At 63.0% G+C, this 25,450-nt stretch carries 24 protein-coding genes, 1 tRNA gene and 1 pseudogene; 10 read left to right on the forward strand and 16 right to left on the reverse strand.

The features are described 5' to 3' along the window. Positions 1-356: 356 nt before the first annotated feature. Genes RS897_RS13670 through RS897_RS13680 form a run of 3 tightly spaced genes read right to left on the reverse strand, consistent with a single transcriptional unit; the run spans position 357 to position 2,547 of the window. Entirely contained in the window at positions 357-923 is a 567-nt protein-coding gene (locus RS897_RS13670) for a phosphorylase family protein (RefSeq protein ID WP_315837064.1), read from the reverse strand. Beyond that, complete coding sequence (gene dapE, locus RS897_RS13675; RefSeq protein ID WP_315837065.1) at positions 920-2,089, reverse strand: succinyl-diaminopimelate desuccinylase; 1,170 nt, start codon at positions 2,087-2,089, stop codon at positions 920-922. Before dapE ends, RS897_RS13670 begins: the two co-directional genes overlap by 4 nt. Then, positions 2,086-2,547: a DUF805 domain-containing protein gene (locus RS897_RS13680; protein WP_315837066.1), complete on the reverse strand. Its 462-nt coding sequence runs from the start codon at positions 2,545-2,547 to the stop codon at positions 2,086-2,088. Before RS897_RS13680 ends, dapE begins: the two co-directional genes overlap by 4 nt. A 434-nt stretch (positions 2,548-2,981) precedes the next feature. On the opposite strand from RS897_RS13680, the gene RS897_RS13685 reads away from it, so the two are divergent. The 3 genes and pseudogenes from RS897_RS13685 (at position 2,982) to RS897_RS13695 (ending at position 5,774) form a co-directional block, all read left to right on the forward strand. Further along, entirely contained in the window at positions 2,982-3,545 is a 564-nt protein-coding gene (locus tag RS897_RS13685) for an SRPBCC family protein (protein WP_315837067.1), read from the forward strand. A 47-nt stretch (positions 3,546-3,592) separates the two neighbouring features. After that, positions 3,593-4,509: pseudogene (locus RS897_RS13690) on the forward strand (beta-propeller fold lactonase family protein). 161 nt (positions 4,510-4,670) lie between these two features. Beyond that, a complete protein-coding gene (locus RS897_RS13695; RefSeq protein WP_315837069.1) occupies positions 4,671-5,774 on the forward strand; it encodes an ISAs1 family transposase in 1,104 nt (367 codons plus the stop codon). Between the two features lie 215 nt (positions 5,775-5,989). On the opposite strand, the gene dapD is transcribed toward RS897_RS13695, so the two are convergent. From dapD to rpmH, 9 genes are all read right to left on the reverse strand, one after another. Beyond that, positions 5,990-6,835 (reverse strand): 2,3,4,5-tetrahydropyridine-2,6-dicarboxylate N-succinyltransferase, encoded by an 846-nt coding sequence (dapD, locus tag RS897_RS13700; protein ID WP_315837070.1) that lies wholly within the window; start codon positions 6,833-6,835, stop codon positions 5,990-5,992. Positions 6,836-6,962: 127 nt separating this feature from the next. Continuing rightward, complete coding sequence (locus RS897_RS13705) at positions 6,963-7,658, reverse strand: pyrimidine 5'-nucleotidase (RefSeq protein ID WP_315837071.1); 696 nt, start codon at positions 7,656-7,658, stop codon at positions 6,963-6,965. 168 nt (positions 7,659-7,826) lie between these two features. Next, on the reverse strand, positions 7,827-8,801 hold the full coding sequence (locus RS897_RS13710; protein WP_315837072.1) for a DUF1036 domain-containing protein: 975 nt from the start codon (positions 8,799-8,801) through the stop codon (positions 7,827-7,829). Positions 8,802-8,947: 146 nt separating this feature from the next. Then, on the reverse strand, positions 8,948-9,838 hold the full coding sequence (argB, locus tag RS897_RS13715; RefSeq protein ID WP_315837073.1) for an acetylglutamate kinase: 891 nt from the start codon (positions 9,836-9,838) through the stop codon (positions 8,948-8,950). A gap of 88 nt (positions 9,839-9,926) precedes the next feature. Then, positions 9,927-10,307: a DUF423 domain-containing protein gene (locus tag RS897_RS13720; RefSeq protein WP_315837074.1), complete on the reverse strand. Its 381-nt coding sequence runs from the start codon at positions 10,305-10,307 to the stop codon at positions 9,927-9,929. Continuing rightward, positions 10,304-10,954: a ribosome biogenesis GTP-binding protein YihA/YsxC gene (gene yihA, locus RS897_RS13725; protein WP_315837075.1), complete on the reverse strand. Its 651-nt coding sequence runs from the start codon at positions 10,952-10,954 to the stop codon at positions 10,304-10,306. Before yihA ends, RS897_RS13720 begins: the two co-directional genes overlap by 4 nt. Positions 10,955-11,244: 290 nt before the next feature. Next, positions 11,245-13,131: a membrane protein insertase YidC gene (gene yidC, locus RS897_RS13730; RefSeq protein WP_315837076.1), complete on the reverse strand. Its 1,887-nt coding sequence runs from the start codon at positions 13,129-13,131 to the stop codon at positions 11,245-11,247. Positions 13,132-13,197: 66 nt separating this feature from the next. Then, positions 13,198-13,572 (reverse strand): ribonuclease P protein component, encoded by a 375-nt coding sequence (rnpA, locus tag RS897_RS13735; protein ID WP_315837077.1) that lies wholly within the window; start codon positions 13,570-13,572, stop codon positions 13,198-13,200. Between the two features lie 38 nt (positions 13,573-13,610). After that, positions 13,611-13,745 carry a 50S ribosomal protein L34 gene (rpmH, locus tag RS897_RS13740; protein WP_011471298.1) on the reverse strand — a complete coding sequence of 45 codons (135 nt, stop codon included), beginning with the start codon at positions 13,743-13,745 and terminating at the stop codon, positions 13,611-13,613. 323 nt (positions 13,746-14,068) lie between these two features. Between rpmH and RS897_RS13745 the strand changes: the two genes are divergently transcribed. The 5 genes from RS897_RS13745 to RS897_RS13765 all read left to right on the forward strand — a co-directional run bounded on the left by RS897_RS13745 (position 14,069) and on the right by RS897_RS13765 (position 18,246). Then, positions 14,069-15,550 (forward strand): ATP-binding protein, encoded by a 1,482-nt coding sequence (locus RS897_RS13745; RefSeq protein WP_315837078.1) that lies wholly within the window; start codon positions 14,069-14,071, stop codon positions 15,548-15,550. A gap of 216 nt (positions 15,551-15,766) precedes the next feature. Next, positions 15,767-15,843: transfer RNA gene (locus RS897_RS13750), tRNA-Arg, on the forward strand. A gap of 129 nt (positions 15,844-15,972) precedes the next feature. After that, complete coding sequence (locus tag RS897_RS13755; RefSeq protein ID WP_315837079.1) at positions 15,973-16,509, forward strand: NUDIX hydrolase; 537 nt, start codon at positions 15,973-15,975, stop codon at positions 16,507-16,509. Positions 16,510-16,625: 116 nt separating this feature from the next. Continuing rightward, positions 16,626-17,624, forward strand: a complete 999-nt coding sequence (locus tag RS897_RS13760) for a Bug family tripartite tricarboxylate transporter substrate binding protein (RefSeq protein WP_315837080.1) — start codon at positions 16,626-16,628, stop codon at positions 17,622-17,624. 268 nt (positions 17,625-17,892) lie between these two features. Then, on the forward strand, positions 17,893-18,246 hold the full coding sequence (locus RS897_RS13765) for a RidA family protein (RefSeq protein WP_315837081.1): 354 nt from the start codon (positions 17,893-17,895) through the stop codon (positions 18,244-18,246). 51 nt (positions 18,247-18,297) lie between these two features. Here the strand turns inward: RS897_RS13765 and RS897_RS13770 are convergent, their stop codons facing one another. From RS897_RS13770 to RS897_RS13785, 4 genes are all read right to left on the reverse strand, one after another. Further along, positions 18,298-20,169, reverse strand: coding sequence for a TRAP transporter large permease (locus RS897_RS13770; protein WP_315837082.1), 1,872 nt, complete (start codon positions 20,167-20,169; stop codon positions 18,298-18,300). After that, entirely contained in the window at positions 20,166-20,834 is a 669-nt protein-coding gene (locus RS897_RS13775) for a TRAP transporter small permease subunit (RefSeq protein ID WP_315837083.1), read from the reverse strand. Before RS897_RS13775 ends, RS897_RS13770 begins: the two co-directional genes overlap by 4 nt. A 94-nt stretch (positions 20,835-20,928) precedes the next feature. Further along, entirely contained in the window at positions 20,929-22,062 is a 1,134-nt protein-coding gene (locus RS897_RS13780) for a TRAP transporter substrate-binding protein (RefSeq protein WP_315837084.1), read from the reverse strand. A gap of 450 nt (positions 22,063-22,512) precedes the next feature. Further along, positions 22,513-23,484: a S1C family serine protease gene (locus RS897_RS13785; RefSeq protein ID WP_315837085.1), complete on the reverse strand. Its 972-nt coding sequence runs from the start codon at positions 23,482-23,484 to the stop codon at positions 22,513-22,515. Positions 23,485-23,748: 264 nt separating this feature from the next. Between RS897_RS13785 and RS897_RS13790 the strand changes: the two genes are divergently transcribed. Continuing rightward, positions 23,749-25,221 (forward strand): aspartate ammonia-lyase, encoded by a 1,473-nt coding sequence (locus RS897_RS13790; RefSeq protein WP_315837086.1) that lies wholly within the window; start codon positions 23,749-23,751, stop codon positions 25,219-25,221. Then, positions 25,218-25,412 carry a hypothetical protein gene (locus RS897_RS13795; RefSeq protein WP_315837087.1) on the forward strand — a complete coding sequence of 65 codons (195 nt, stop codon included), beginning with the start codon at positions 25,218-25,220 and terminating at the stop codon, positions 25,410-25,412. The genes RS897_RS13790 and RS897_RS13795 overlap by 4 nt, the downstream gene beginning before the upstream one ends. Positions 25,413-25,450: the final 38 nt, after the last annotated feature.

Here is a 25,450-nt window from a genome sequence, read left to right on the forward strand (position 1 = left end):
CCCTCTGTCCCGGCCAAATCATGTCCGACAAGAGCGATGACCGCAAGGGTGGTAAAGTCAGAGATTTACCCGGCATCGGATACCGTTGTGGGGATGAGAGGGCGCTTGCGTTGCGGCAAACGTACACATAGCTCCTCATCCTGAGGAGCAGGCGAAGCCTGCGTCTCGAAGGACGAGGCCCGGTGCGGCTCGCGGCCTCATGGTTCGAGACGCGCTGACGCGCTCCTCACCATGAGGGGATAGCGCGCGGCATGTGTTGACATTCGTAGCCCGGATGAGCTCCGCGATATCCGGGGTGCTTACGTCGAGATGGATTCCCGGATGTCGCTTTCGCTCATCCGGGCTACGCAAATATCTCAGGCTTTCCCCAAAATATCCCGCCGCAACACCTCCCAGAACAGATCCTCGCCATTGGCGACGTTCTCGGTCCAGTGATCAGGGGCGTTGTCATCGGCCGCGTCGGTGATGAACTTGAAGGCGCGCCAGGGCACGTCATAACGCTTGCAGGTGTGGGCGATGGCGAACAGCTCCATGTCCACCACGTCGACTTTGTTGTCGGCCAGCCAGGGATCGGCTGACGTGACGAAGCTGTCGCCGGTGCCGCAGATCGCGGTGCCGTAACCCGAGGCCAGCACGGTTGCATCGTCGCTCAAGGGCGTGACGCCGCGCGGCGCCAGCGGCATCGCCATCATGTCGCGCTGGACCACGTGGGAGATTTCCAAAAGGCCATGCAGGTCCGCGGAGATCTTGCCGCAGGTGCCATAGTTCACCACAAGTGCGGGCTTCGCTTTCAGAATTGCCGCCGTCATCGTGATGGCGGTGTTGATCTTGCCGACGCCGCCATAGACAACCTCGACCCCGTCGGGGGCGCGGGCCGCGTTCAGTTCGCTTTGCAACGCAGTCAGGACGAGAATTTTTGTCATGCGAAATACCGATCCAGCACGTTGCGATAAATCTTCGTCAGCCGCTCGAGATCGGCCACGGGGGTGCGCTCGTCGATCTGATGCATGGTCTGGCCCACCAGGCCGAATTCCAGCACCGGGCAGTAATGCGCGATGAAGCGGGCATCGGACGTGCCGCCGCCGGTGTTGAGATCGGGCTTGCGGCCGGTGACCTCTTCGATCGCGCCCACCACCATGTCGGTGAACGGGCCCGGCTTGGTGATGAACACGCCGGCATTCGACGGTTCCCACACGATATGCGCCTTGATGCGGTTGCCGCAAGCCCTTGCCATCCGCGCCTCGACCAGGGCTTTCAGCGACTCCTCGGTGTGGCAGTCGTTGTAGCGGATGTTGAAGCGGGCCTTGGCCTGGGCGGGAATCACATTCCATGCCGGATTGCCGACATCGATGGTGACGAATTCCAGGTTGGAGGCCTGGAAATGCGCGCTGCCATGGTCCAGTGGCTCCGACGACAGCGCCGCCACCAGCGTGGCAATATCCGGCACCGGGTTGGCCGCGCGATGCGGGTAGGCGACATGGCCCTGCACGCCGTCGACGGTGAGGGTGCCGGACAGCGAGCCGCGGCGCCCCAGCTTGATGCAGTCGCCGAGCTCCTCGACATTGCTGGGCTCGCCCAGCACGCAGTGATCGAAAGTCTCGCCGCGCGCCGCGATCCATTGCAACAGCTTGGGGGTGCCGTTGATGGCGGGGCCTTCCTCGTCGCCGGTGATCAGGAACGAGATCGATCCTTTTGAATCTTTCCCGGGCTTGCCGCCATTGTCGGCGAGATAGGCGAGGGTGGCTGCGACAGCGCAGGCGATCGCACCCTTCATGTCCACCGCGCCACGGCCATACAGCACGCCGTCCTTCACGTCGCCGGCAAAAGCGTCGTGCGACCACGCCGATGCGTCGCCCGCGGGTACCACATCGGTGTGGCCGGCGAAGGTGAGGTGCGGCCCTTCGTTGCCGATACGGGCATAAAGATTTTCGGTGTCCGGCCAGCCGGGTTCGCTGAAGGTCAGGCGATGGATCGCAAAGCCCGCGGCGCCGAGATAGCGTTCGAGCACGCCAAGCGCGCCGGCATCCAGCGGCGTCACCGAAGGGCAGCGCAGGAGATCGCGGGCGATAGACAGAGAATCTGTTGTCATGATGATCGGGAACCTGTCGAGGAAGACGTGAGAGGATCGTCGCCGTAACGATTGGGGCCGACCGTGCCGCGCAGGCAGCCGAGTTCGACCACGCCCCAGGTGAACAGCAGCGCGGCGACGATCAGCAACGCGAAGCCCGACGATGCGCTGACGAGGCCGGTGCTGGCGCCGTACAAGAGCCCCGGCAGCGCCAGGAACGGAATGCCCCACCAGCCGGTCTTGTTGCGGTCATGCAGCCGCTTGGCGGCGACTGCGGTGATGGAGAAATACATGGTGAGGAACGTAAGCCCGCCGCCGACATAAAGCACGACCGCCGCGGCATCCGAGGTGCTGGTGACCAGCAGCAGTGCGGCGATGAAGCCGACCAGCACCGTCACCGCATACACCAGCACCGCAAGCCAGTAGCGCGAACGCGGCAGCCGTCCATTGGTGTTGAACAAGAACCACTGCCAGTCCACGTCGTCGTCTCCTTGAGGGGAAAGTGAATCCATTTGCGAAATCATGATGCCATTTTAGCGCGTCATGGCAGGGCTTGTCGCCCCCTTGTGTTATCATGATGGCACATGGCGATATGATCTTGTATTTTTGATCGATGTTTTCTGCGGCTCTTTCCCGGTCCAGCTTGCGACGCCGCTGGTGTCTGTGACAGTCTAGTGTGGCGTTTCCGAAATTCCCCTCACATCGCGGCTATATCATCGAGGGAATTTCGGAAACATAAGCCACACTAGAATCCAAAATTTCTAGTGTCCTGATCAAATTCGAAGTTCGCCCCGGAAGTGCGGCTAAGTGATGCGAACTTCGAATTCGGGACACTAACTGGATGACAAAAAACGCCGCCAAAAATGGCGGAGCTCCGCTCAATTGGGGCCACAGAAAAAAGGGAAACGTGCCCATGAAGATTGCGTTGATGTCGGCTCTCGCCGGCCTGATCGCCCTGTCGCCCCTTGTCGCGGAGGCCCATGGTCCGTCCCGCAAGAAAGTCACAGAAACCATCGTGATCAATCAGCCGCCCGAGAAGGTCTGGGCGGCGGTCGGTCATTTCGATGACATGAGCTGGCTGCCGATCGTCACCAGCACGGTCGCCAAGGGCGGCAACACGGTGGTCGATCCGGACGACGATGCCAAGAACCCGACGCGCCGCCTGACGCTGAAGGGCGGGGCGACGGTCGACGAGGTGCTTTACAAGTACCAGGGCGACAAGATGAGTTATTCCTATCGCATCGCTGCCGTCGACGTGAAGGTTTTGCCAGTGACGAACTATGCCTCGACCATTTCGGTGCTGCCTGCCGAGGGCGGCAAATCCACGGTGGAATGGCGCGCCGCCTTCTATCGCGGTTATCCCAACAACGATCCACCGCCCGAACTCAATGACGAGGCCGCCGTCAAGGCCGTGACGGACCTCTATAGCCTTGGGCTCACGTCCCTGAAAACGAAACTCGAGGCCCTGAGCCAGTGAGGGCTGGATTGAGTGGCGGCCGGTTGGCCGTCGCGTGCATCGCGTTGCTGCGGGCGGGGCTGCTTCTCGTCTGCTTTGCTCGCCCGGTCTTCGCCGGTGAGGCGTTTGTCACCGACCAGCCGGGCGAGCAGGTGGTGATTGTCGACACCGGCACCATGGCGAAGCTCGCCACCATTCCGGTCGATGGCGAGCCGGCGGGCATTGCCGTCTCCGCCGACGGCAAGCGCGCCTATGTGACGAGTCCCGAAGGCAAGATGCTGACGGTGCCAGCGTGCACAAGGTGCTGCGCCGGATCAAACTCGACGGCGGTCCGCTCGGTGTCGCCGTGCATCCCTCGGGACATCCGGTCTATGTCGCCGACTGGTATTCGAAACGTCTGCTCGCGATCGATCCTGACGGTGAGGTGCCGCCGAGATCAGCTGATGTCGGCACCTCACCGTCCGGTGTTGCCGTTACGCCGGACGGTGCCTTCGTGCTCACCGCCGATCGCGACGACGATGCCGTCTCGGTGCTGGAGACCGCGACGCTCGCTCGTGTGGCCGTCATTCCGGTGGGTACACGCCCGTTCGGTGTCACCATCGATGCCGAGGGACGGCGGGCCTATACGGCCAATGTCGGGTCCAACAATGTCTCGATCATCGATCTCGCCGCGCGAAAAGTCATCGGCACCGTCAAGGTCGGCCTGCGTCCCTATGCGGTGGCGCTGGTTCGCGGCAAGGCTTTCGTCACCAACCAGTATGGCAGTTCGGTCTCGGTGTTCGACACCACGACGCTGCAGGTGCTGAAGGCCATCGACGTCGGTGATTATCCCGAAGGCATCGCGCCGAGCGCCGACGGCCAGCACGTCTTCGTCGCCTGCTGGTTCGCCGGCACGCTGAGCATGATCGATACCGAGACGCTCGCGGTGGTAAAGGATCTCAAGGTCGGCGACGGCCCACGCGCATTCGGGCAATTTGTGAGGTAGGATGCGAGACGCGCGTCCTTCAATGCAAGTGGAAGAGAAAGTTGTTTAGCGGCTCCCTCCCCCCTTGTGGGCAGGGGAATCGCATATGGCTTTGCGTCCCCTATTGCATTGGAAGGCAAGACGGATTCTGAACATGACTCCCGGATCACGGAGGGAGTCGGATGGAGCAGTTCAGGAGCAATTTTCGGCAACTGCCGGACCCGCGGGCGGAGAATGCAAGGCACGACCTGCTGGAAGTGTTGTTCATCGCGCTGGCGGCAACGTTGTGTGGGGCGGAGTCCTGCTCGGATATGGCGGACTTCGGCCAGTCCAAAGAGGGGCTGTTGCGGCTGTTCCTGCGTCTGGAGCATGGCATCCCGAGCCACGATACGTTCAGCCGGGTGTTCCGCCTGCTCAAGCCGCAGGCCTTCGAGAACGCATTCCGTCGTTTCATGGCCGCCTTTGCCAAGGCCAATGGGCTCAAGCTTTCTGGAGTGGTGGCAGTCGACGGCAAGGCTTTGCGCGGGGCCTACGAACGCGGTGGCAAGGCCACGCCGCTGCATCTGGTCAACGTCTTTGCGGTGGACGCCCGTATGGCTTTGGCCCAGCAGAAAGCACCCGGTCGCAACGAGACGGCGGGCGCTTTGGAAGTGCTCGAGCTTCTGTCCCTCGAAGGCTGCATCGTTACAGCCGACGCACTGCATTGCCACCGAGCCTTTGCGGCAGCGGTGCGCGAGCGTGGCGGCCACTATGTTCTGGCGATCAAGGCAAACCGCGGGCGTTTGTTCACCGCGGTTACGCAACAGTTTGCGCGATCGGGCAAGCGCAGCGTCGCCGAGCAGATCAACCAATCCACCCACGATCGGCGCGAAGCTCGGCGCGCGACCATCATGCGCAATACCAGCTTGGCCACCCTCTACGGCTTCCCGGGCGCGGCTGCGGTGGGCCGCGTCACATCGCGCAGGCGCTTGCGGGGTCGGCGGGCCGATGCCCCGGCCGTGCGATACTATTTGCTGTCCAAATACATCTCCCCCAAGCGGCTGCTGCACGTCACGCGCAGTCACTGGGGCATCGAGAACCAGCTTCATTGGGTCCTCGACGTCCATTTCGCCGAGGATGGCAATCGTGCGCGAAAAGACAACGCTCCCGAGAACCTCGCCATTCTGCGAAGGCTGGCCCTCAACATTCTGCGAACTCACCCGGATCGAGCTTCTCTGCGCCGCAAAATCAAGCGCGCCGGCTGGGACGATACCTTCCTCATGCAGATCCTCAGCCATATGCGATAGCCCTGCCCTTGTGGGGGAGGGCTGGGGAGGGGGGGTGCCCCACGCGACAACATCAGAGCTGCGCAAGACGCTCAACGTGAGACAGCCAATCCTTCACGCTGAGGATTTGCTGTGACCCCCCTCCCTAACCCTCCCCCACAAGGGGGGAGGGAACGACCCATTGCAGGGCGGGCGCGCTGAAAGAAACGACGGCGCTCAATTGAGCCCGAGATCCATCAATCCCGCAGCAGCTCGTTGATGCTGGTCTTGGCGCGGGTCCGCTCGTCGACGCGCTTGACGATCACGGCGCAGCTCAGTGACGGGCCCGGCGCGCCGTTCTTCAGCGGCTTGCCCGGCAGCGAGCCCGGCACCACCACGGCATATTCGGGCACTTCGCCGATGAAGGTCTCGCCGGTTTCGCGATCGACGATCTTGGTGGAGGCGCCGAGGAACACACCCATCGACAGCACAGCGCCCTTGCGCACGATCACGCCTTCGGCCACTTCCGAGCGCGCGCCGATGAAGCAGTCGTCCTCGATGATCACCGGGCCCGCCTGCAGCGGCTCCAGCACGCCACCGATGCCGACGCCGCCGGAGATATGCACGTTCTTGCCGATCTGGGCGCAGGAGCCGACGGTGGACCAGGTGTCGACCATGGTCGCTTCATCCACATAGGCGCCGAGATTGACGAACGACGGCATCAGCACGACGTTCCTGGCGATGAAGGCGGAGCGGCGCACGATGGCGCCGGGCACGGCGCGGAAACCCGCGGCGCGGAAACGGTTCTCACCCCAGCCCTCGAACTTGGACGGTACCTTGTCCCACCAGTTGGCGCCGCCGGGGCCGCCGGCGATCGGGCTCATGTCGTTGAGACGAAACGACAGAAGCACCGCCTTCTTCAGCCACTGGTTGACCTGCCATTTTCCATCCGCCAGGCGCTGCGCCACCCGGGCCTCGCCCTTGTCCAGCAGGTCCAGCGCATGGTCCACGGCCTCGCGCACCTCGCCCCTGGTCGCGGCATTGACGGTGTCACGCGCGTCGAAAGCAGCATTGAGGGTGGTTTCAAGGGCGGTCAGGGACATGTCGGATTCCTTCGGGCAAACAGAGGTAATTCGAGGCTTTTGTCGGGATTCGGGCGCTCGGAGTCAAGCCAAAGCCGTGGCGTTTTCACCTCTCCCCGCTTTGCGGGGCGAGGTTTAAGAGCGGCCTCTACCCCTTCGCCAACAACCCCTGCAAAAACCCGGTCAGATCATCCGTGACATGATCGACATGGCCGGCGTCGCGGCCTTCCAGTTCCCAGTCCTCGCGCACCACGTCCTTGACGCCGTCGGGCACCACCAGCACCGTGGTCATGCCGAGATCGTGCGGCACCACGAGGTTGCGCGCGAGGTCCTCGAACATCGCCGCCTTGGTGGGATCGACATTGTGCAGGTCGAGAAAGCGCCGGTAGGTCTGCGGCGACGGTTTCGGTTCCAGCTCTGCGGCAATGATGTCGAACACCGCTTCAAAATGATCGGCAATGCCGAGGCGCGCCAGCACATTGCTGGCGTGCTCGCACGAGCCGTTGGTGAGGATCAGCTTGCGGCCCGGCAGCCGTTCGATCGCAGCGCCCATCGCCGGATTGGGTTCGAGCGGTGAGTGATCGATCGCATGCACGTACTTGAGATAATCGTCGGCCCGCACGCCATGCTCGGTCATCATGCCGCGCATGGTGGTGCCGTAGCGGCGATAATAATCCTTCTGGATCTTGAACGCCTCGTCCGGCGTGACCTTCAGATAGGTGGCGACGAAGTCCCCGATGCGGGCATCGACCTGCTGCCACAGATTGACGTGGTGGGGATACAACGTGTTGTCGAGATCGAACACCCAGGTTTCGATATGGGCGAAGTCGCGTTTGTCGGTCATCGTACGTTATCCGTCATCCTGAGGTGCGAGCCTTGCGGTGCGCTTGCACCGCTGGGCGAGCCTCGAAGGATGGCCGGCCCGGGCCGTCGCCCTTCGAGGGCCGTGCTGCGCACGACCACCTCAGGGTGACGGATAACTGAAACAGTTCTCGCATGCCCAGCCTTTGCCTCACGGCATCCCGAACCGCAAGGTCCTGCCGGCACTGGCGTCGATGGTGGCGAAGCCCTGGGGGGCGAGGCCGCGCGAGGCGCAGTCGTTCTGCTCGTTGATCTCGAACTTGGTTTCCCGCGTGCACAGCAAAGTCGGGCCACCCCAGTTCAACGGTTTGGTGTTGAGGCGGATCGCCTTGCCGTCGGCGTCGACGGCTTCCGCGAAACTGAACACGCGTTTGGGCTGGCCGGCCATGTCCGGATGCAGGCATTTGCCGGGCTCGATGCGATACCAGCCACGGCTCACCACCGTCTTGCCGTCATCGATCGCGATCGCGGCCATCACCTGATGCGGCGTGTCGTTGCACCAGGTCAGCCCGGTGGCCGAGGGCGACTGCACCTTGGCGATCATGGTGGTGAAGAAATCCGGCGCCTGCGGGGCGTCCGCAGCGAGCCCCTGGCTCCTGAGGAATGCGCTCAGCGCGGTCTGGGTCTTGCGGCCGTCGACACCGTCGATCGGGGCGGCATCATACCCCGCGATCACCAAGAGCCGCTGGATCGCGGCCAGGCGCGCCTGCTCGTCGTCGTATTCGCTGTCCTCGGCGAGGTAGGCCACCTGCACGCCGTCGTCGGTTTGGGTCGGCTTGATCTCGGTGAACGGCACCGGCGTCTGGCCGCTGCGGCACTGCCGCGCCGCCGCGATGGTGAAATTGTCCTTGGCTACACACAGCGGATCGCTGCCGTTCTGCGGCACGGGAGACGCGCCATACACCGGCAGCGCACGGGCATGCAGCAACACGCGGTCGGCGGTCAGCGCGCCCTGCAACACCACGCGGCACTGCGCCGGATCGATCCGGAACCAGCCCCGCGTCGCGGTGGTGCCCTTGTCCTCCAGCCCGATCGCGGCCTCGACCACGTAACTCATGCGGTTGCAGAGTTTGAGATCGGCGCGGGCAGGGGTGGCGACGATTAGCGCGGCGAGAAAGATTAGCAATGTAGAGACGAGCGCACCCCACCCACCACTGTCATCACCGGGCTTGTCCCGGTGATCCCGCTTAGGGACGCAGTGCCCTCCTTGTCGGGGTTGCCGGGACAAGCCCGGCAACGACAAAGGAGGGGCAGTGCATGGGAGCGCCACACTCACTTGTGGATCAGCGTTCCGATGCCGTGGTTGGTGAACAATTCCAGCAGTACCGCATGCGGGGTCTTGCCGTCGATGATGACCACGCCTTCGACGCCCTGTTCCAGGGAGTAGATGCAGGTCTCGACCTTCGGGATCATGCCGCCGGAAATGGTGCCGTCGGCAATCAGCTTGCGGGCGTCCTTGATCGAGAGGTCCGGGATCAGCTTCTTCGACTTGTCCAGCACGCCGGGCACGTCGGTCAACAGCAGCAGGCGCTTGGCCTTCAGCGCACCGGCCACGGCACCGGCAAAGGTGTCGGCGTTGACGTTGAAGGTCTGGCCGCTCTTGCTCGACGCCAGCGGCGCCAGCACCGGGATCAGCTCATAACCGATCAACTGGTTCAGCAGCGTGAGGTCGACCTTCTCCGGTTCGCCGACAAAGCCGAGATCCACCACCTTCTCGATGTGGGAATCCGGATCGACCATGGTGCGGGTGGCCTTGGTGGCCATCACCATGTTGCCGTCCTTGCCGCACAGGCCGACGGCCTTGCCGCCGGCCTCGTTGATGTGGCTGACGATCTGCTTGTTGATCGAACCGGCCAGCACCATCTCGACAATCTCGATGGTGGCCGCATCGGTGATGCGCAGGCCGGCTGCGAACTCCGACACGATGCCGAGCCGCTTCAGCATCGCCGCGATCTGCGGGCCGCCGCCGTGCACCACGACGGGATTGATGGCGGTCTGCTCCAGCAGCACGATGTCGCGGGCGAATTGCTTGGCGAGCTCTTCCTCGCCCATGGCATGGCCGCCATATTTGATGACGATGGTTTCTTCGTCATACTGCTGCATGTGCGGCAGTGCTTCGGAGAGGATGCGGGCCTGGTCGAGCGGGGAAATGGCGTCCGTCATGAGGCGGGTCTCGTTTGGTGGCAAGTCTGTTGTTGGCAAGTGCCGCGTTCTAGCGCGGATCGCGCGGGACGGGTACCCACTTTTGAGCCTACGCGCTCTTCCCCGGCCACACCGCGGCCACCGCCAGCACCAGCCATCCGACAATCAACAGCGTCCCGCCGGTCGGCGCAGCCATCGGGAACAGGCTGTGGCCCGCGAACTGGCGTAACACGAGATCGCCGCTGAACAATCCGGCGCCGACCACGAAGCCTGCCGCTGCCAAAAGCCCGACCACACGCTGCACCAGGCCGCGCTCGATCAGCAGCACCGTGCCGATGATGACAGTGGCATGAAACAGCAGCATGGTGGACGCCGAGCCCAGGCGGGTCGCATCCGGTTGATGCGCTGAGAGTGCCGCAAGCACGACGCCCGCTGCGCCAAACAGGCCGGCGACAACCACGAGGGCGCGCAAGAACCCGCGCCCGCTCATGATCGCTCCTGCAGCAGCCGCATCATCGCCGCCCGCAGCTCCGGCATGCCGGCGCCGGTCTGGGACGAGGTGGTGAGCACATCGGGAAAGGCGGCGGGGTGGGTCTTCAGCGTGGCGTTGATCTCCTCGATGCGGCTGGTCAGTTCCGCGGGCTTCACCTGGTCGGTCTTGGTCAGCACGATCTGGTAACTGACCGCGGAACGATCCAGCGTTTTCAGGATATCCAGATCGACATCCTTGAAGCCGTGCCTGGAGTCGATCAGCACATAGACCCGCGCCAGCGTGGCGCGTCCCAGCAGGAATTTATGAATCAAAGTGGTCCAGGCCGCGACCTTGGCTTTCGGCGCCGCCGCGTAGCCATAACCGGGCATGTCGACCAGGCGCAGGCCCACATGGGGCGGGCCTTCAAAGAAGATCAGTTCCTGGGTGCGTCCCGGCGTGTGCGATGTGCGCGCCAGTGCATTGCGGTTGGTCAGGGCGTTGATGAGGCTGGACTTGCCGACATTGGAGCGCCCGGCAAAGGCGACCTCGACGCCCGCCATCGGCGGCAGCGTCTCGATCGAGGACGCCGCCCAGATGAACTCCCACTCGCCGGCAAAGACCTTGCGCCCGGCCTCGATCAGCTCCGCATCGTTTTTCGTATCCATGCGAAGCCTCGTTCAGGGGAGCCGGCAGCGAAAGCTGCAGGCTTACATTATGTTTGGCTCCACGAAGCCACCCCACCCACCGCTGTCATCACCGGGCTTGTCCCGCAAGTCGGATATATCCGACTTGCGTTCTTCAAGCACGCAACTCGAATTTTTCGAGTTGCTATGGATCTCGCTTAGGCGGGCAGTGCGTCCCTAAGCGGGGTTGCCGGGACAAGCCCGGCAACGACAAAGATAAAGCCGGGCGATGACAGCGGAGGGTGTGGCGGCGCGTTGCCCCTCAACCCGCCTCAGCTCTTCGTCTCAGCCTTCGGCTTCAGATCCTGCTTCAGAACATCCTTCTTCGGATCGTCCTTGGGCGGGTCCTTTTTCGCGAACGTCGCCTTGATGTTGTCGAACAGTTCGATCTTGGCGCCGTTGCGCTGCATGATCACGCTTTGCTGCGCCACCGACAGAAGGTTGTTCCAGGCCCAGTAGATCACGAGGCCGGCGGGGAACGATCCCAGCATGAAGGTGAAGATCAGCGGCATCCAGTCGAAGATCATCTTCTGGGTCGGATCCGGCGGCGTCGGGTTCAGCTTCATCTGGAACCACATCGTGATGCCCATGATGATGGGCCAGATGCCGAGCCACAGGTAATGCCCGATCAGCGGAAGCTGGGTTGGATCGTAGTGCAGCAATCCGAACAGCGTGAAGATGTTGGTCGGATCGGGCGCCGAGAGGTCATGGATCCAGCCGAAGAACGGCGCGTGCCGCATTTCGATGGTGACGAACAGCACCTTGTACAGCGAGAAGAACACCGGGATCTGGATCGCGATGGGGAGACAGCCCGCAAGAGGATTGATCTTTTCCTCCTTGTAGAGCGCCATCATCTCCTGCTGCTGCTTCATCTTGTCGTCGGGGTACTTCTCCTTCAGCTCGGCGAGCTTGGGCTGCACCTTCTTCATCTTCGCCATCGAGGCGTAGGATTTGTTGGCGAGCGGGAAGAAGACGATCTTCACCAGCAGGGTGACGAGCAGGATGGCGAAGCCGAAATTGCCGACGATGTGGAACAGGAAGTCGATGGTCCAGAACATCGGCTTGGTGATGAAGTAGAACCAGCCCCAGTCGATCAGGAGCTCGAGGCGGTTGAGCTTCAGGTCCTTGTCGTAGACGTCGATCAGCTTGCTTTCCTTGGCGCCGGCGAACAGCCGTGCATTGGCGCTGCCGGTGCCGCCGATCGCAATGGTCTGCGGATCGAGCAGGTAGTCGGTCTGGTAGGTCTTGCTGTTGCCGACGGCGTTCGACGAGAATCGCGCCTGCACGGCGGCGGTGGTGTCGGGCAGCAGTGTCGCCGCCCAATACTTGTCGGTGATGCCGATCCAGGCGTTGGTGACCTTGTATTCCTTCTTCTTTTCTTCGTCGATTTTCTTGTAGGCGAATTCCTGCAGGCCCTGGTCGCCGAGCACGCCGATCAAGCCTTCGTGCAGGACGTAGTAGCCGGAGACCTGCGGGGTGCCGTGGCGCGAGATCAGCGCATAGGGATACAGCGTCACCGGGGCGTTGCCGGTGTTGCTGACCTCGTCCTTGAGCGAAAACAGATACTGATCATCGACCGAGACGACGCGCTTGAAGGTAAGGCCGCCGCCATTGTCCCAGGTCAGCGTCACGGGCGTCGACGGCGTCAGGGCGTTGCTGCCCTGCTGGGTCCACAGCGTGGTCTGGTCCGGCAGCTTCGCGGAGGTGCCGCTGGCGCCCACCCAGCCGAACTCGGCGTAATAAGGATTCGGCGCGCCCGACGGCTCGAACAGCACGACGGCCGGAGATTTCGGGTCCACGGTCTCGCGGTATTTCACCAGCGCGACGTCGTCGATGCGGCCGCCCTTCAGCGCGATGCTGCCGCTGATGCGCGGGGTGTCGATCTTCACCCGCGGCGAGGCTTCCAGCGCGGCCGAGCGGGTCAGGGTCGGGGTTGCGGCGGCGCCTGCGCCCGGCGCCGATCCCGGCTGCGCCGGTGCCGTCCCGGCCTGCGGGGTGGTGCCCGACTGGGCGCCCGGGGCGGGCTGTTGGGCCTGCTGCTGCGCCTGCTGGGCGGCTCGCTGCTTTTCCATCTGCGGGATGTTGAAGAAATACTGCCAGCCGAGCAGCACGATGCCGGACAGGACGACGGCCAGGATGGTGTTGCGATTGTCGGTCATCGGTCTCTATCTCGTCGCCATTCAATCTGGCTGGTTTGCGATCTGTCTTTGTATTTGACGCGTTTTCTAGCGCGAACCGGAGTCCACTTCGCTTGAAAACGCTATGTTCGGCTTCTTGTTGCTGCCGAGGCGCTTCAGCGCCGTCCGCAGGTCATCGAGCATGGTTTGAAAGTCGCGGCTCAGCGCCGTTCGGCGGCCGACTAGCACATAATCGCTGTGCGGGCGCATGGATAGGGTGTCCACGCGCGTCACGAGTTCGCGTAAGCGGCGGCGAACCCGGTTGCGCTCGGTGGCGGTTCCAACCTTGCGGGACACGGTAAAGCCGACCCGGATCGGGCCCTGGTCGTCACGGTGGCGGCATTGCACCACAAAAGCGGCACCGGTCGCCCGCGGCGCTTTTGCCGCAGCGAGAAAATCGGCGCGCTGCCTCAACCGGTCCATGCTGATAACCGGTCCATGGAGGGGGTTCTGGGGGGCGCTCAGGCGCTCAGGCGTTTGCGGCCACGGGCACGGCGGGCGGCCAGGACCTTGCGGCCACCGACGGTCGCGAGACGGGCACGAAATCCGTGACGGCGCTTGCGCACCAGTTTGCTGGGTTGATAGGTCCGCTTCACGGTCGTTCTCCGCTGCCGGCAAACTTCGCCGGGTGTTAGGTGAATAAGGTCAGGAAATGCCCCGATGCATCAAAAAAGGACCGGTTTCGGTCGCAAAAATGACGTGGCCCAGCTCAAAATGGCCACCGGAGACGGTTGGCGCGGCTTATACGGGAGCGACCTGTTTTCGTCAATCTTGGCCTTTATAAAATGCCCGGCAGCCAAAAAGGGCCGATTCGTATCATGACGGGTTCCAGAATTGGCCGGGCGCTGGTGCAAAAAGCGTCCAACCTATGCCCGAAACCGGCTCAACACGGCGCTGAATCAAGGGTAGAACAGGCTCAATGACCGACGCGTTGGAACCCAGTGCCGATCGCCCGCAGCGCCAGCTGGTGCCGCCGCGCTTCGGCCTGTCCGCCAAGCTGTTGCTGCTCACCATCCCCCTGGTGATGATCGCCGAAGTCCTGATCTATGTGCCGTCGATCGCCAATTTCCGCGTCAACCGGCTGAACGACCGCCTCGCCGCCGCCAATACCGCCGCTCTGGTGCTCAACGCCGCCCCCAGCGGCATGGTGCCGGATTCGCTGGCGCGGGAGATTCTCAACAGCGTCGGCGCCCGCGCCGTGGCGATCAAGACCGGCAAACAGCGCCGGCTGCTCGCCATCGCCGACATGCCGCCCGCGATCGACCACGACGTCGACATGCGCAACATGACCGCCTGGTCGGCGATCATGGATGCCTTCGAGGTGATGCTGGAAACCGGCAACCAGGCGATCCGCGTGATCGGGCCGGCGCCGGGCAACAACGGCCAGTACCTGGAAGTGGTGATCGACGAATTGCCGCTTCGGCAATCGATGTACCGCTTCTCGCGCAACCTGCTGCTGCTGTCGCTGGTGATCTCGACACTGACCGCCGCGCTGGTGTACCTCGCGCTGCATTATTTGTTCGTGCGGCCGATGCGGCGGCTGACCGCCAATCTCGTCGCTTATCACGCCGACCCCGAAAGTCCCGAGCGGATCATTCCGCCGTCGGATCGCGGCGACGAAATCGGCGTTGCCGAGCGCGAATTGTCCGACATGCAGCGCGATCTGGTGTCGATGCTGCATCAGAAGAGCCGACTGGCGGCGCTCGGCCTCGCGGTGTCGAAGATCAACCACGATTTGCGCAACCTGCTGGCATCGTCGCAACTGATTTCCGATCAGCTTGCGCATGTGCCCGATCCGCGGGTGCAGCGATTCGCGCCGAAACTCGTGCGCTCGCTGGAGCGGGCGATCGCGTTCTGCCAGTCGACGCTGTCCTATGGCCGTGCCCAGGAGGCCGCGCCTGACCGGCGCATGATCGCGATCGAGCCGATCGTCAACGAGGTGCGCGAATCGGCGGGGCTCGCGGCCGACTCATCGATCGTCTGGGTCAATGCGATGGAGCGCGGCCTGACCATCGACGCCGATCCCGACCAGCTGTTCCGCGTGCTGCTCAATCTGGTGCGCAACGCGGCGCAGGCGCTCGCCAGCGACAGCGTCAGCCCGACCGTGACCAAGCAGATCCGCGTCACCGGCCGCCGTGAAGGCTCTGTCGCGATCATCGAGGTGTCGGACACCGGCCCCGGTGTGCCGAAAAAGGCCAGGGAGCACCTGTTCGAGCCGTTCCAGGGGTCCTCGCGTGACGGCGGCACTGGTTTGGGCCTCGTCATCGCCGCCGAACTGGTCCGCGCCCATGGCGGCGAAATGCACCTGGTCGAGGGCACCATCGGCGCCACCTTCCAGATTTCGATCCCCGACCGCCCGGTTCAACTGCATAGCCCGCGGCCGGAACGCATCCGCGCCTGATGTCTGGACGGCTTCGCCGGCCAAAAACGCCCGCAGCGCGGCCGGGACGGTGCATAAATCGCGAAATGCCCCGTATTCGGCCCGTTTCGAGGCCGTTTGGGTGCTTGCAATGCAAGGCGGGAGCCGGTAGCTATGGCGCCGCTTCGGTGGTCGCTGACCACCGTTCCTTCGCCGCTCCCGGGCTGATCTTCATAACCCGGAGTGTTCGCGACAAACGCGCCCGTAGCTCAGCTGGATAGAGCACCAGACTACGAATCTGGGGGTCAGAGGTTCGAATCCTTTCGGGCGCGCCATTTCATTCCAATTCAGTCGATCGTAGCGCCTGCGGGTTTGCTCCCGGAGGTCATGACCGTGACACGGCGGGGTTGTCGATTGCTGCTATCTCCGGCGCTGTTTCCGGGGATGTCACATGAGGGGGCGCGATGCCGCGAACGGCGGTGATGGCTGCGGGCGGCATTGTGATGCAGCAGGGGGGCAACGCTCCGCTGATTGCGGTTGTGCGGCTGCGCAAAGGCAATCACTGGGTGCTTCCGAAGGGCAAACTCAACAGCGGTGAAACCGCGCGCGCCGCCGCCGAGCGCGAAGTGGTGGAAGAAACCGGGCGCGACGTCTCGGTTCACGAGTTCCTGGGCACGCTGGCTTATGAGGCCTCCGGCGGCCGACCCAAGATCGTGCATTTCTGGCGGATGGAAGCCGAAGGCGAGCAGACCCGGAAACTGATGGCGGATGTGAAGGCCGTGGCGTGGCTTCCGCTCGACAAGGCGGTGGAGCGATTGACGCGCGGTCACGAGCAGGCGTTTCTTGCCAATGTCGGTCCGCGGGCACTTGAGACGGGCTCGGCGCGTGCTGCGCCAGCACCATCGTCGACCTCACATGACCTTGTCGTGGCGCACATGCCGCCGCTGAGACCGCAGACTATGCTGCAGCGGTTGTGGGGCTGGCTGCAACGCAAATCCTGATTGGCGAAGTGGCGGCTCTGCGCGCAACCGTCGCCTTGCCGATCCACAATGTTCTCACTAAGCTTCCCTGAAATAACAACAATTTTCCGTCCGACGGACACAGGGGGAGAAACACAGTGAAGGGATTGCTTTCCCGTCGCAGCGTGCTGTCTGCAGCCGCCACGGTTTCGGCGACCGCGATATTGCCGCGCAGCAGCCTTGCCGATTGGCGGCCCACCGAAACCGTACGCATCATCGTGCCGGCCGCAGCCGGCGGCAGCACCGACGTGATGGGACGATTTCTGGGGCAGCACCTACAAGCGGCCTGGGGCGTGTCGACCGTGGTCGAAAACCGCTCGGGCGGGGGCGGCACCATCGGCACTGCCGAGGCGGCGCGACAGAAGGGCGACGGCCACACCATCCTGATCGGCAATCCCGGTCCGAACGCCATCGCCTACAGCATTTTCCGCAATCTGCCCTACAAGGCGGACCAGCTGCAGGCCGTCAGCAACATGATCCGCGTGCCCAACATTGTGTCGGCCCACCCATCGGTGCCGATCAAATCGATCGCGGAGCTGATCGCCTATCTCAAGGCCAACCCGGACAAGCTGTCCTATGGCTCGTCCGGTGTTGGACAGAGTCCGCATTTGACCGGCGCCTGGTTTCTGCAACTCACCGGGCTGAAGATGGTGCACGTTCCGTTTCGTGGCGCGGGCCCGGCGCTGCAGGCCGCGCTCGGCGGCGAGATCCAGATCCTGTTCGATAATCTGTATCCGTCGCTGCCGCAGGTGCAGGACGGCAAGCTCAACGCGCTGGCGGTGACCACAACCGAGCGAAGTGCCCAGGCTCCCAACATTTCGACCATGCGCGAAAGCGCGCCGGAGCTCGAAAAATTCGACGTATCGTCATGGTTCGGCGTGTTCCTGCCGAAGAGTGCGCCTGCGCCTGTCGTCGATGCGCTGAACAAGGAAATCAAGAAGCTGCTGGAGCGCGACGATATCAAGCGCAACATTGTCGGCATGGGCGCGCAGCCGGACTACGGCACGCCGGCACAGTTCTCCGACTTCGTGCAAGCCGAAACCGTGAAGTTCGCAGCCATCATCGAGAAGGAAGGCCTTCAGATGGAGGTGAAGTAGGCGCCGGTCGCAGCCACTCGGTGGCTAGCGCTGGATCACGAACTTGAGCAAGCCGTTGTCGCACATGTCGTGCCGGTGATTGTGACGCAAATCAGCTCGACAGGACGAATCGACCCGCCGTGCAGGTATTGGTCGGTTCGAGTCTTTGGAATCAATACAGATTTTGCCGCATCAAGGGGCATCGTCTCGCCGCGCTCCGCGGCGTTGACACGACCCCCATCCCCTGTGCAAATCCCTGCGTTATTCTTCACCGAGGAAAGAAAATCCAATGACAGAGATTCGCCGTCTTCATTCCAACAAGCGGATGAGCCAGGCCGTCATTCATGGCGATACGGTCTACCTCGCCGGTCAGGTTGCGCAGCGCGCCGGGGGCAAGCCCGTGGCCGACCAGACCCGCGACATCCTTTCGCGGATCGACGAACTGCTGGCGGAATCGGGCACCGACAAGACCAAGCTCCTGTCCGCCACGATTTGGCTGACCGACATGGGAACGTTCGCCGAAATGAACAGCGTGTGGGACGCCTGGGTGGCCGAGGGCGGTCAGCCCGGCCGCGCCTGTGTCGAGGCCAAGCTGGCTGCGCCGGAATACACGGTCGAGATCGCGGTCATCGCGGCTCGCTGAAACTAGATACGGCCCCGCCCGGCATCGACGATGCCGGGCGGGTTTTTTTCGTTAGTTGCCGTACAGATAGTTCGGCAGCCACAGCGTCATACCCGGCCACAGATACATGAACACCATGCAGACGATCACGATCAGCATGTAGGGCATCATGCCGGAGAAGATCTGGTTCAGGGTGACATGAGGCGGCGACACGCCCTTGAGATAGAACGCCGACATCGCCACCGGCGGCGACAGGAATGCCGCCTGCAGATTGACGAACACCAGCACGCCCCACAGCACCGGATCGATGTTGAAGTGCTTCAGCATCGGTAGGAAGATCGGCACGAAGATCACGATGATCTCGGTCCACTCCAATGGCCATCCCAGAATGAAGATGATGGCCTGTGACAGGATCATGAACTGGACAGGTGTCAGGTTGAGCGACAGCACCCAGCTCTCGAGCAGGGCCTGACCGCCCAGGATCGCGAACACGGCGGAGAACAGCGCCGAGCCGACGAACAGCCAGCACACCATCGACGTGGTCTTGGCCGTGAGGAACACCGCTTCCTTGGTGCGTTTCCAATCGAGCGTGCGAGCCTGGAAGGCGAGCAGGAAGGCGCCGGCGGCGCCGACGGCGGCGGATTCCGTCGCGGTGGTGATCCCGAGCAGGATGACGGCGAGCACCACGACGGTGAGGATGCCGAGCGGCATCACCGAGGAAATCAGCAGCCGCAGCACCTCGAACTGTTCGGCCTCCATGATCCAGTAGTAGTAGAACAGTAGCAACGCAAGGATTGCTGCCGTGAAGGCAAAGTAGATATAGAATTCGCGCGGAGGTCCGCTGTAGGCGGGCGCTGCCGACGCCTGCTGCTGCAATTCGGCGCTGCCCATCTGCTGCAGGCCTTCCGGCTCACTGTCCTTCGCTGTGTTGGATGCTTGCGATGATCCGCCAAGCTCCTGCAGCGTTTCTTCAGCAGGTGCGCTGCTGGCTTGCGATTTGCCGGCACTTGGCAGACGCTCGCTGATGGTGGCCGATGGCGTATCCGGCTGCTGATGAATCACGACATACCACCACGCGCCCCACAGCGTGAGCACGGTCAACGCCAAAGGAACCAGCGCATAGCCGAGATTCTTCAGCAATGTCGTGTAACTTAGCCGCACGCCGTCGGCCGTGAGCTGCAAGGCCCTGGCGGGCGCAACGGCGGCCGTCAGCAAAGCCGGCAGCATCCTGCGCGAATACGCCTGCTGCAGCTCCGGAATCCAGGGCCGCACCGGCACGCGGGTTTCCTCCACCGAGAGCTTCGGTGCGATCCTCGGATTGAGCAGGGCCCAGCCGACGATATAGACGAGATACAGGAACGCCAGGAAGAAGCCCGGGAACATCGCCGCCGCATAAAGCTTGACCACCGACTGCCCCGCCACCGCGGCGTAGACAATGATCATGACCGACGGCGGGATCAGAATGCCAAGGGTGCCGCCGGCGGTAATCACACCGGACGCGAGGCGCACGTCGTAACCCGCCTTGAGCATGGGATTGAACGCGATCACCCCCATCAGCACCACCACGGCGCCGACCAGGCCGCTGGCGATGCCCCAGAACGTGCACACGATCAGTGTCGCGACCGCCAGCGATGCCGGCACGCGGCGGAACGCGAGCTGGATGCTGTAGAACATCTTGTCCACCAGCGCGCCGCGCTCCATCACATATCCCATCAGCACAAACAGCGGGATCGAGATCAGGACGTCGTTGGTCATGGCGCCATAGGTGCGCTGGACCATGAGGTCGAAGATGTGGTTGTCGCCCCATGCCTGATCGCCACGGTAATAGGCGAAGAAGCCGAAAAACATCCCGAGGCCCATCAGAGTGAAGGCGGTCGGGAATCCCATCATGATGACGACTACGATGAGTCCGAGCATCAACAGTCCAAGTGCCGGATCGCTCATCGGGTGGAATCCTCGCCCATGCCGCGCTGGCGCGCGCTCTCATCAATGGTCTGCACGCGTTCGATCGCCATCTTGCGCGCGTCGTCGTCGACATGTTCGCTGTGCGCGAGCTGCTCCTCGACCACGTCGATCTCGGCGACGTCCTTCAGCCGCTCCGGCCAGGCTCCGGTCTTTAGGCAAATGACGCTGCGGGCCATCTCGGCTGCGCCCTGCAGCAGCAGCAGCGCGCCGGCCAGCGGGATCACCGCCTTGAAGTGGTAGATCGGCGGGCCGTCGGCGGTGACATTGGAATGCTCGTTGATACGCCATGAATCGGCGGCGTAGTCGTAGCCGGCATAAACCAGCGCCGCGATGCCCGGCAAAAAGAACAGGATGTAGAGTGCGAGATCGAGCGCGGCCTGGGTCCGGGGCCGCATCGAACTGTAGAGAAAGTCGCCGCGGACGTGGCCGTTCTGCGCCAGCGTATAGGCGCCGCACAGCATGAACAGGCCACCGTACAGCATATTGGAGGCGTCGAAGATCCACGCCGTCGGCATGTTCATGATGTAGCGCTTGAACACTTCGACGCAGACCAGCGTCATCAGCGCCATGATCAGCCATGCCGCGGCCTTGCCGGTCCAGGTGCTGACGCCGTCGATCGCATACAGGAAACGCTGCGCGGTCATGTGCTTTGACACCGTATGAGAAATGAGTCGGAAACGAACGAGGCATCGCCCGGGATGGTGGTCCCGGACGATGTCGCGATGGCAATGGTAAGGATCAGGTCTTCTTTTTCGCGTTCGGACCGAAATAGTGATTGTACGCCATGCGGCGGTTCACCACCGTGTCCTGCTCCCACTGGGTTGCGCGTTTGGCGAACGCCAGCTGGGATTCGACGATTTCCTTGAACAGGGGATTTTCCGCGGACTTCTTCTCGACGACCTGGTCGTAGATCTCAAGTTGCTTCTGCAGGATCGAGTCGGGTGTCTTGTAGAACTTGACCTTGTCCTTGCTCTGCAGTTCTTCGTAGTCCTTGGAATACCGGTCGATCGCCTTCCAGGCCATGTCCTGCCCGGCCGCCTCGGCAGCGTTGGCGATGATCGCCTTGATCTTCTCCGGCAGCCCGTCGTACTTGGCCTTGTTGAACATGATTTCGAACTGCTCGGCGTTCTGGTGGAAGCTTTGCAGCATGCAGATCTTGGAGACATCCGGGAAGCCGAGTACGCGGTCCGACGAGGCATTGTTGAATTCGGCCGAGTCGAGCAGGCCGCGGTCCATCGCAGAGACGATTTCTCCGCCCGGCAGCGCGTTGACCGCGGCGCCGAGACCGGTGAACACATCGATGGAAATGCCGACCGTGCGGAATTTCAAGCCCTGGAAGTCTTCGGCTTTGGTTATCGGCTTCTTGAACCAGCCAAGCGGCTGGGTCGGCATCGGCCCGTAGGGGAATGAGACCACGTTGGCGCCGATCGAAGCATAGAGTTTGGCCAGCAACTCCTTGCCGCCGCCATACTTGTGCCAGGACAGCAGCATGTTGGCGTCCATGGCGTAGGCCGGGCCCGACCCCCACAGCGCCAGCGCAGTCTGCTTGCCGTAATGGTAGGCAAGCACGCCGTGGCCGCCGTCGAGCGTGCCTTTCGACACCGCATCGAGCAGGCCGAAGGCCGGAACGACGGCACCCGCGGGCAGCACTTCGATCTTGAGATCGCCGCCGGTCATGTCGTTGACCTTCTTGGCGTAGTCCTGCGCGTATTCGTGGAAGATGTCCTTGGCCGGCCAGGTGCTCTGAAAGCGCATGCTGACGGGCCCTTGCGCGCTGACGATGCCCGGCGCAGCGACGGTGGCGGCGGCGCCCACCGCGGCTGTCTTGAGGAAACGGCGCCGCGTCGCGGTCTTGTCCTTTGGTGTGGTCATGGCACTCCCCCTAATGACCCGATCCTTGCTGGATCGGGTTTTATTGATTGTATGCCAGACAACGGCTTGCGCAGGGGTTTGGCAAGATTGCGCAGGCTGCGACGCTACGACGCGCCACCCAAACTGCGCCAACTGAGGAATGCAATCGGACCTGCGGTGACGCTGCGTTGCATCGCAGCGAATAGAGCGGAAAAAGTCGCGCCTTCAATGGCATATAACGTTGCTACGTCGCACCGGCGATCGCGGCGGGGTGCGGCGTGTCTGGTGACGTCATTGAAATTGGTCGCGGCTTATCCAACGAATTGCGTATGGCCATCGCCGACGACTGCGTGGCTTCGAGCAAATCCAGGAGCCGCCGATGCGCGTTTGCCGTTGAGCAAATGCGAAACGGGGTGGACGACGACGCAGACGGAGTGGTGTCTTTAATCTCAGCTCTAATGAAGCCTTGGCTCAGTGCAGCCTTGGCTTTTTTAGAAATTTGGCGCGGTCCGATGAAACCAGCTCGACATCGAAGGTGACGCCTTCGCGGTAAAGCGTTAGCGGCACGTCGACGCCGGCCGGTCCGATTGCCCAGAATTTCCGGTAGAACTGCGCCAGGTCCGAGACCTTCTCGCCCTTCACCGCCAGGATCACGTCGCCGACCTTCACCTCGGCACGGGCTGCCGGACCCTTGGGAGCGACGCCGACCACCACGATGTTGTCCTCGATCTCGGTGGCGTACAGGCCGAGCCAGGGGCGCGCCGGCTTGTTGACGCGGCCGAATTTCTGCAAGTCGTCGAGCGCCGGCTTGAGCAGGTCGATCGGCACGATCATGTTGAGATGTTCGCTCTTGCCTTTGCGCTCGCGTTCGACCTGCAGCGAGCCGATGCCGAGCAGTTCGCCGGTGGCCGAGATCAGCCCGGTGCCGCCCCAGTTGGGGTGGGCTGGATAGGTGAAGAGCGCCTCATCCAGCGCATATTCCCAATAGCCCGCGAAACCTTCCTTGGCGGCGATGCGGCCGGCGAGCGAGCGGGTGCGGCCGCCGACGCCGCCCACCACGATGCGATGGCCGATATCGGTCGCGCTCGAATTGCCAAGCGGCAAGGGATCGAGGTCGATAGGACCGAGGGCCTGCACGAGACCGAAGCCGGTCTCCTGGTCGAAGCCTAGCGCATGGCCTTGCACCACCCGGCCGTCGCCCAGATGCAGCCAGACGGTTTCGGCCTCGGTGATCAGATAGCCGATGGTCAGCACCAGCCCGTCGCCGATCAGCACGCCGTTGCCGACGCGTTCGGTGCCGAGCACGTCGGCGGTGAAGGCATCGGTCGGAATGATGGAATGCAACCCAACCACTGCGGACAAAGCGCGATCGAGGTCGAATTCATAGTCTTCGGTGCGCGGCTGGGAAGCCTGCGGCACTTTCCATTCGGTCAACGACGCCATGCAGGACGCTCCTCGTTTACACGTAATCCTATCACAAGGTGGGTCTGCGGACGAGCCGATGAAAGTGGCAAATTTGAATAACGCAGAATTTATCGGCAGGTGTTTCCAGCGAGGCGCGCGGTCGATGGCGGCAATTGTACCGAGCGTGAATCGTCGGGCACACTGGATCAAATCCCGTCAATCCTCTAGCCCTTGTTCCCGACCTTCAGGGGTCGGCCGCCAGGCAAGATTGTTTCCGCGCATAATCGACGAAAGGGCAACGAGATGACCGCAGAATCGACTGGTCCCGACACCGTGGAGGTTGCAACCACACGCTCGATCGACATCGGTCGCGTGGCGACGCGGCGCGAGCATGATCTGCTGGGCGATGCCGAAGTGCCCGAGAGCGCCTATTGGGGTGTACATACGCTGCGCGCGGTCGAGAATTTTCCGATCACCGGCGTGCCGGTTGGCCACTACCCGGATTTCGTGCGTGCTCTTGCGCTGGTGAAGCAGGCAGCAGCCCGTGCCAATCGCCGGCTCGGCTATCTGGCGCAGGACAAGGCCAGTGCGATCGACCGCGCCTGCGATCTGATCGCCAAGGAGAAACGTTTCCACGACCAGTTCGTGGTCGATGCGATCCAGGGCGGGGCCGGCACCTCCACCAATATGAATACCAACGAGGTGATCGCCAATGTCGCGCTTGAGCTGATGGGAAAGCCGAAGGGCGATTATGCGACGTTGCATCCCAACGACGACGTGAACATGTCGCAGTCGACCAACGATGCTTATCCCACGGCGCTGCGGCTCGGAATCATTTTCGCGGCCGGCCCGCTGATCGAGGCGCTGGATGAGCTGGCGTTTGCGTTCAAGTCGAAGGCGGTGGAGTTCGGCGATGTGCTGAAGATGGGCCGCACCCAGCTGCAGGACGCGGTGCCGATGACCGTGGGCCAGGAATTCGACGCCTTCTTCGCCACCATCAAGGAAGATGTCACGCGGATTCGTGAGGCGTCGGCGCTGTTTCGTGAGGTCAATCTCGGCGCCACCGCCATCGGCACCGGCATCAATGCCGATCCGCGTTATGCGGCGCTGGCGATCGAGGAACTGGCGCGCTCGTCGCAGCAGCCGATGGTGCCGGCCAGCAACATGATCGAGGCCACCTCGGACATGGGCGCCTTTGTGTTCTTCTCCGGTGTGCTGAAACGCGTCGCGGTCAAGCTGTCGAAAATCTGCAATGACCTGCGCCTGCTGTCGAGCGGGCCGCGCGCCGGATTCGGCGAAATCCGGCTGCCGAGCGTGCAGGCGGGATCATCCATCATGCCGGGCAAGGTCAATCCGGTGATCCCGGAGGTGGTCAACCAGGTGGCCTATATGGTGATCGGCCACGATCTGACGGTGACGATGTGTGCGGAAGGCGGCCAGCTGCAGCTCAATGCATTCGAGCCCACCATCGGCTACTGCATTCTGACCTCGCTGCGCACGCTGACGGCGGCGGTCGGCACGCTGACGCGCAAATGCGTGAACGGCATCGAGGTCGACCGCGAACGCTGCCAGGCGCTGGTCGACAACAGCATTGGGCTTGTCACCGCGCTGGTGCCGACGCTCGGCTACGAGACCTGTTCGCGCGTCGCCAAGCTGGCGCTGGCACAGAACCGCCGTGTCGCCGATATCCTGCTCGAGGAGAAACTGTTGACCCCGGAGCAACTCGCCCGGCTATTCCGTCCGGACGCGATGACCGCGCCCGCACGGGCGCGTTGACGCGGTTGGTCGACCGTGAGCTGATCGACACGCTGCCGACATGCGTCGAGCATGTTGACGGCGCGTGCGATCAAGATGCCGGTCGCCCGGCTGGTGTCGTCACGCCCTCGGAAAATGCTGTGACATCAGCCAACAAGGGCCGGATCGGTGGTATTTCGCGTTTTGCAGGGTGGTTTTTAGTGGCATTTTGAGGCGGATCGGCCTAAAGCAGCCTCAAATCGCCCCATCA

Origin of the sequence: Bradyrhizobium prioriisuperbiae (assembly GCF_032397745.1) — a bacterium.
Classification (GTDB): domain Bacteria; phylum Pseudomonadota; class Alphaproteobacteria; order Rhizobiales; family Xanthobacteraceae; genus Bradyrhizobium_A; species Bradyrhizobium_A prioriisuperbiae.

What these genes read in the sequence shown, in the direction of transcription:
- RS897_RS13670 (WP_315837064.1), bottom strand. Translation starts at nt 923, where the DNA reads ATGACAAAAATTCTCGTCCTGACTGCGTTGCAAAGCGAACTGAACGCG.
- dapE (WP_315837065.1), bottom strand. Translation starts at nt 2,089, where the DNA reads ATGACAACAGATTCTCTGTCTATCGCCCGCGATCTCCTGCGCTGCCCT.
- RS897_RS13685 (WP_315837067.1), top strand. Translation starts at nt 2,982, where the DNA reads ATGAAGATTGCGTTGATGTCGGCTCTCGCCGGCCTGATCGCCCTGTCG.
- RS897_RS13695 (WP_315837069.1), top strand. Translation starts at nt 4,671, where the DNA reads ATGGAGCAGTTCAGGAGCAATTTTCGGCAACTGCCGGACCCGCGGGCG.
- dapD (WP_315837070.1), bottom strand. Translation starts at nt 6,835, where the DNA reads ATGTCCCTGACCGCCCTTGAAACCACCCTCAATGCTGCTTTCGACGCG.
- RS897_RS13705 (WP_315837071.1), bottom strand. Translation starts at nt 7,658, where the DNA reads ATGACCGACAAACGCGACTTCGCCCATATCGAAACCTGGGTGTTCGAT.
- argB (WP_315837073.1), bottom strand. Translation starts at nt 9,838, where the DNA reads ATGACGGACGCCATTTCCCCGCTCGACCAGGCCCGCATCCTCTCCGAA.
- RS897_RS13720 (WP_315837074.1), bottom strand. Translation starts at nt 10,307, where the DNA reads ATGAGCGGGCGCGGGTTCTTGCGCGCCCTCGTGGTTGTCGCCGGCCTG.
- yihA (WP_315837075.1), bottom strand. Translation starts at nt 10,954, where the DNA reads ATGGATACGAAAAACGATGCGGAGCTGATCGAGGCCGGGCGCAAGGTC.
- yidC (WP_315837076.1), bottom strand. Translation starts at nt 13,131, where the DNA reads ATGACCGACAATCGCAACACCATCCTGGCCGTCGTCCTGTCCGGCATC.
- rnpA (WP_315837077.1), bottom strand. Translation starts at nt 13,572, where the DNA reads ATGGACCGGTTGAGGCAGCGCGCCGATTTTCTCGCTGCGGCAAAAGCG.
- RS897_RS13745 (WP_315837078.1), top strand. Translation starts at nt 14,069, where the DNA reads ATGACCGACGCGTTGGAACCCAGTGCCGATCGCCCGCAGCGCCAGCTG.
- RS897_RS13755 (WP_315837079.1), top strand. Translation starts at nt 15,973, where the DNA reads ATGCCGCGAACGGCGGTGATGGCTGCGGGCGGCATTGTGATGCAGCAG.
- RS897_RS13765 (WP_315837081.1), top strand. Translation starts at nt 17,893, where the DNA reads ATGACAGAGATTCGCCGTCTTCATTCCAACAAGCGGATGAGCCAGGCC.
- RS897_RS13770 (WP_315837082.1), bottom strand. Translation starts at nt 20,169, where the DNA reads ATGAGCGATCCGGCACTTGGACTGTTGATGCTCGGACTCATCGTAGTC.
- RS897_RS13775 (WP_315837083.1), bottom strand. Translation starts at nt 20,834, where the DNA reads ATGACCGCGCAGCGTTTCCTGTATGCGATCGACGGCGTCAGCACCTGG.
- RS897_RS13780 (WP_315837084.1), bottom strand. Translation starts at nt 22,062, where the DNA reads ATGACCACACCAAAGGACAAGACCGCGACGCGGCGCCGTTTCCTCAAG.
- RS897_RS13785 (WP_315837085.1), bottom strand. Translation starts at nt 23,484, where the DNA reads ATGGCGTCGTTGACCGAATGGAAAGTGCCGCAGGCTTCCCAGCCGCGC.
- RS897_RS13790 (WP_315837086.1), top strand. Translation starts at nt 23,749, where the DNA reads ATGACCGCAGAATCGACTGGTCCCGACACCGTGGAGGTTGCAACCACA.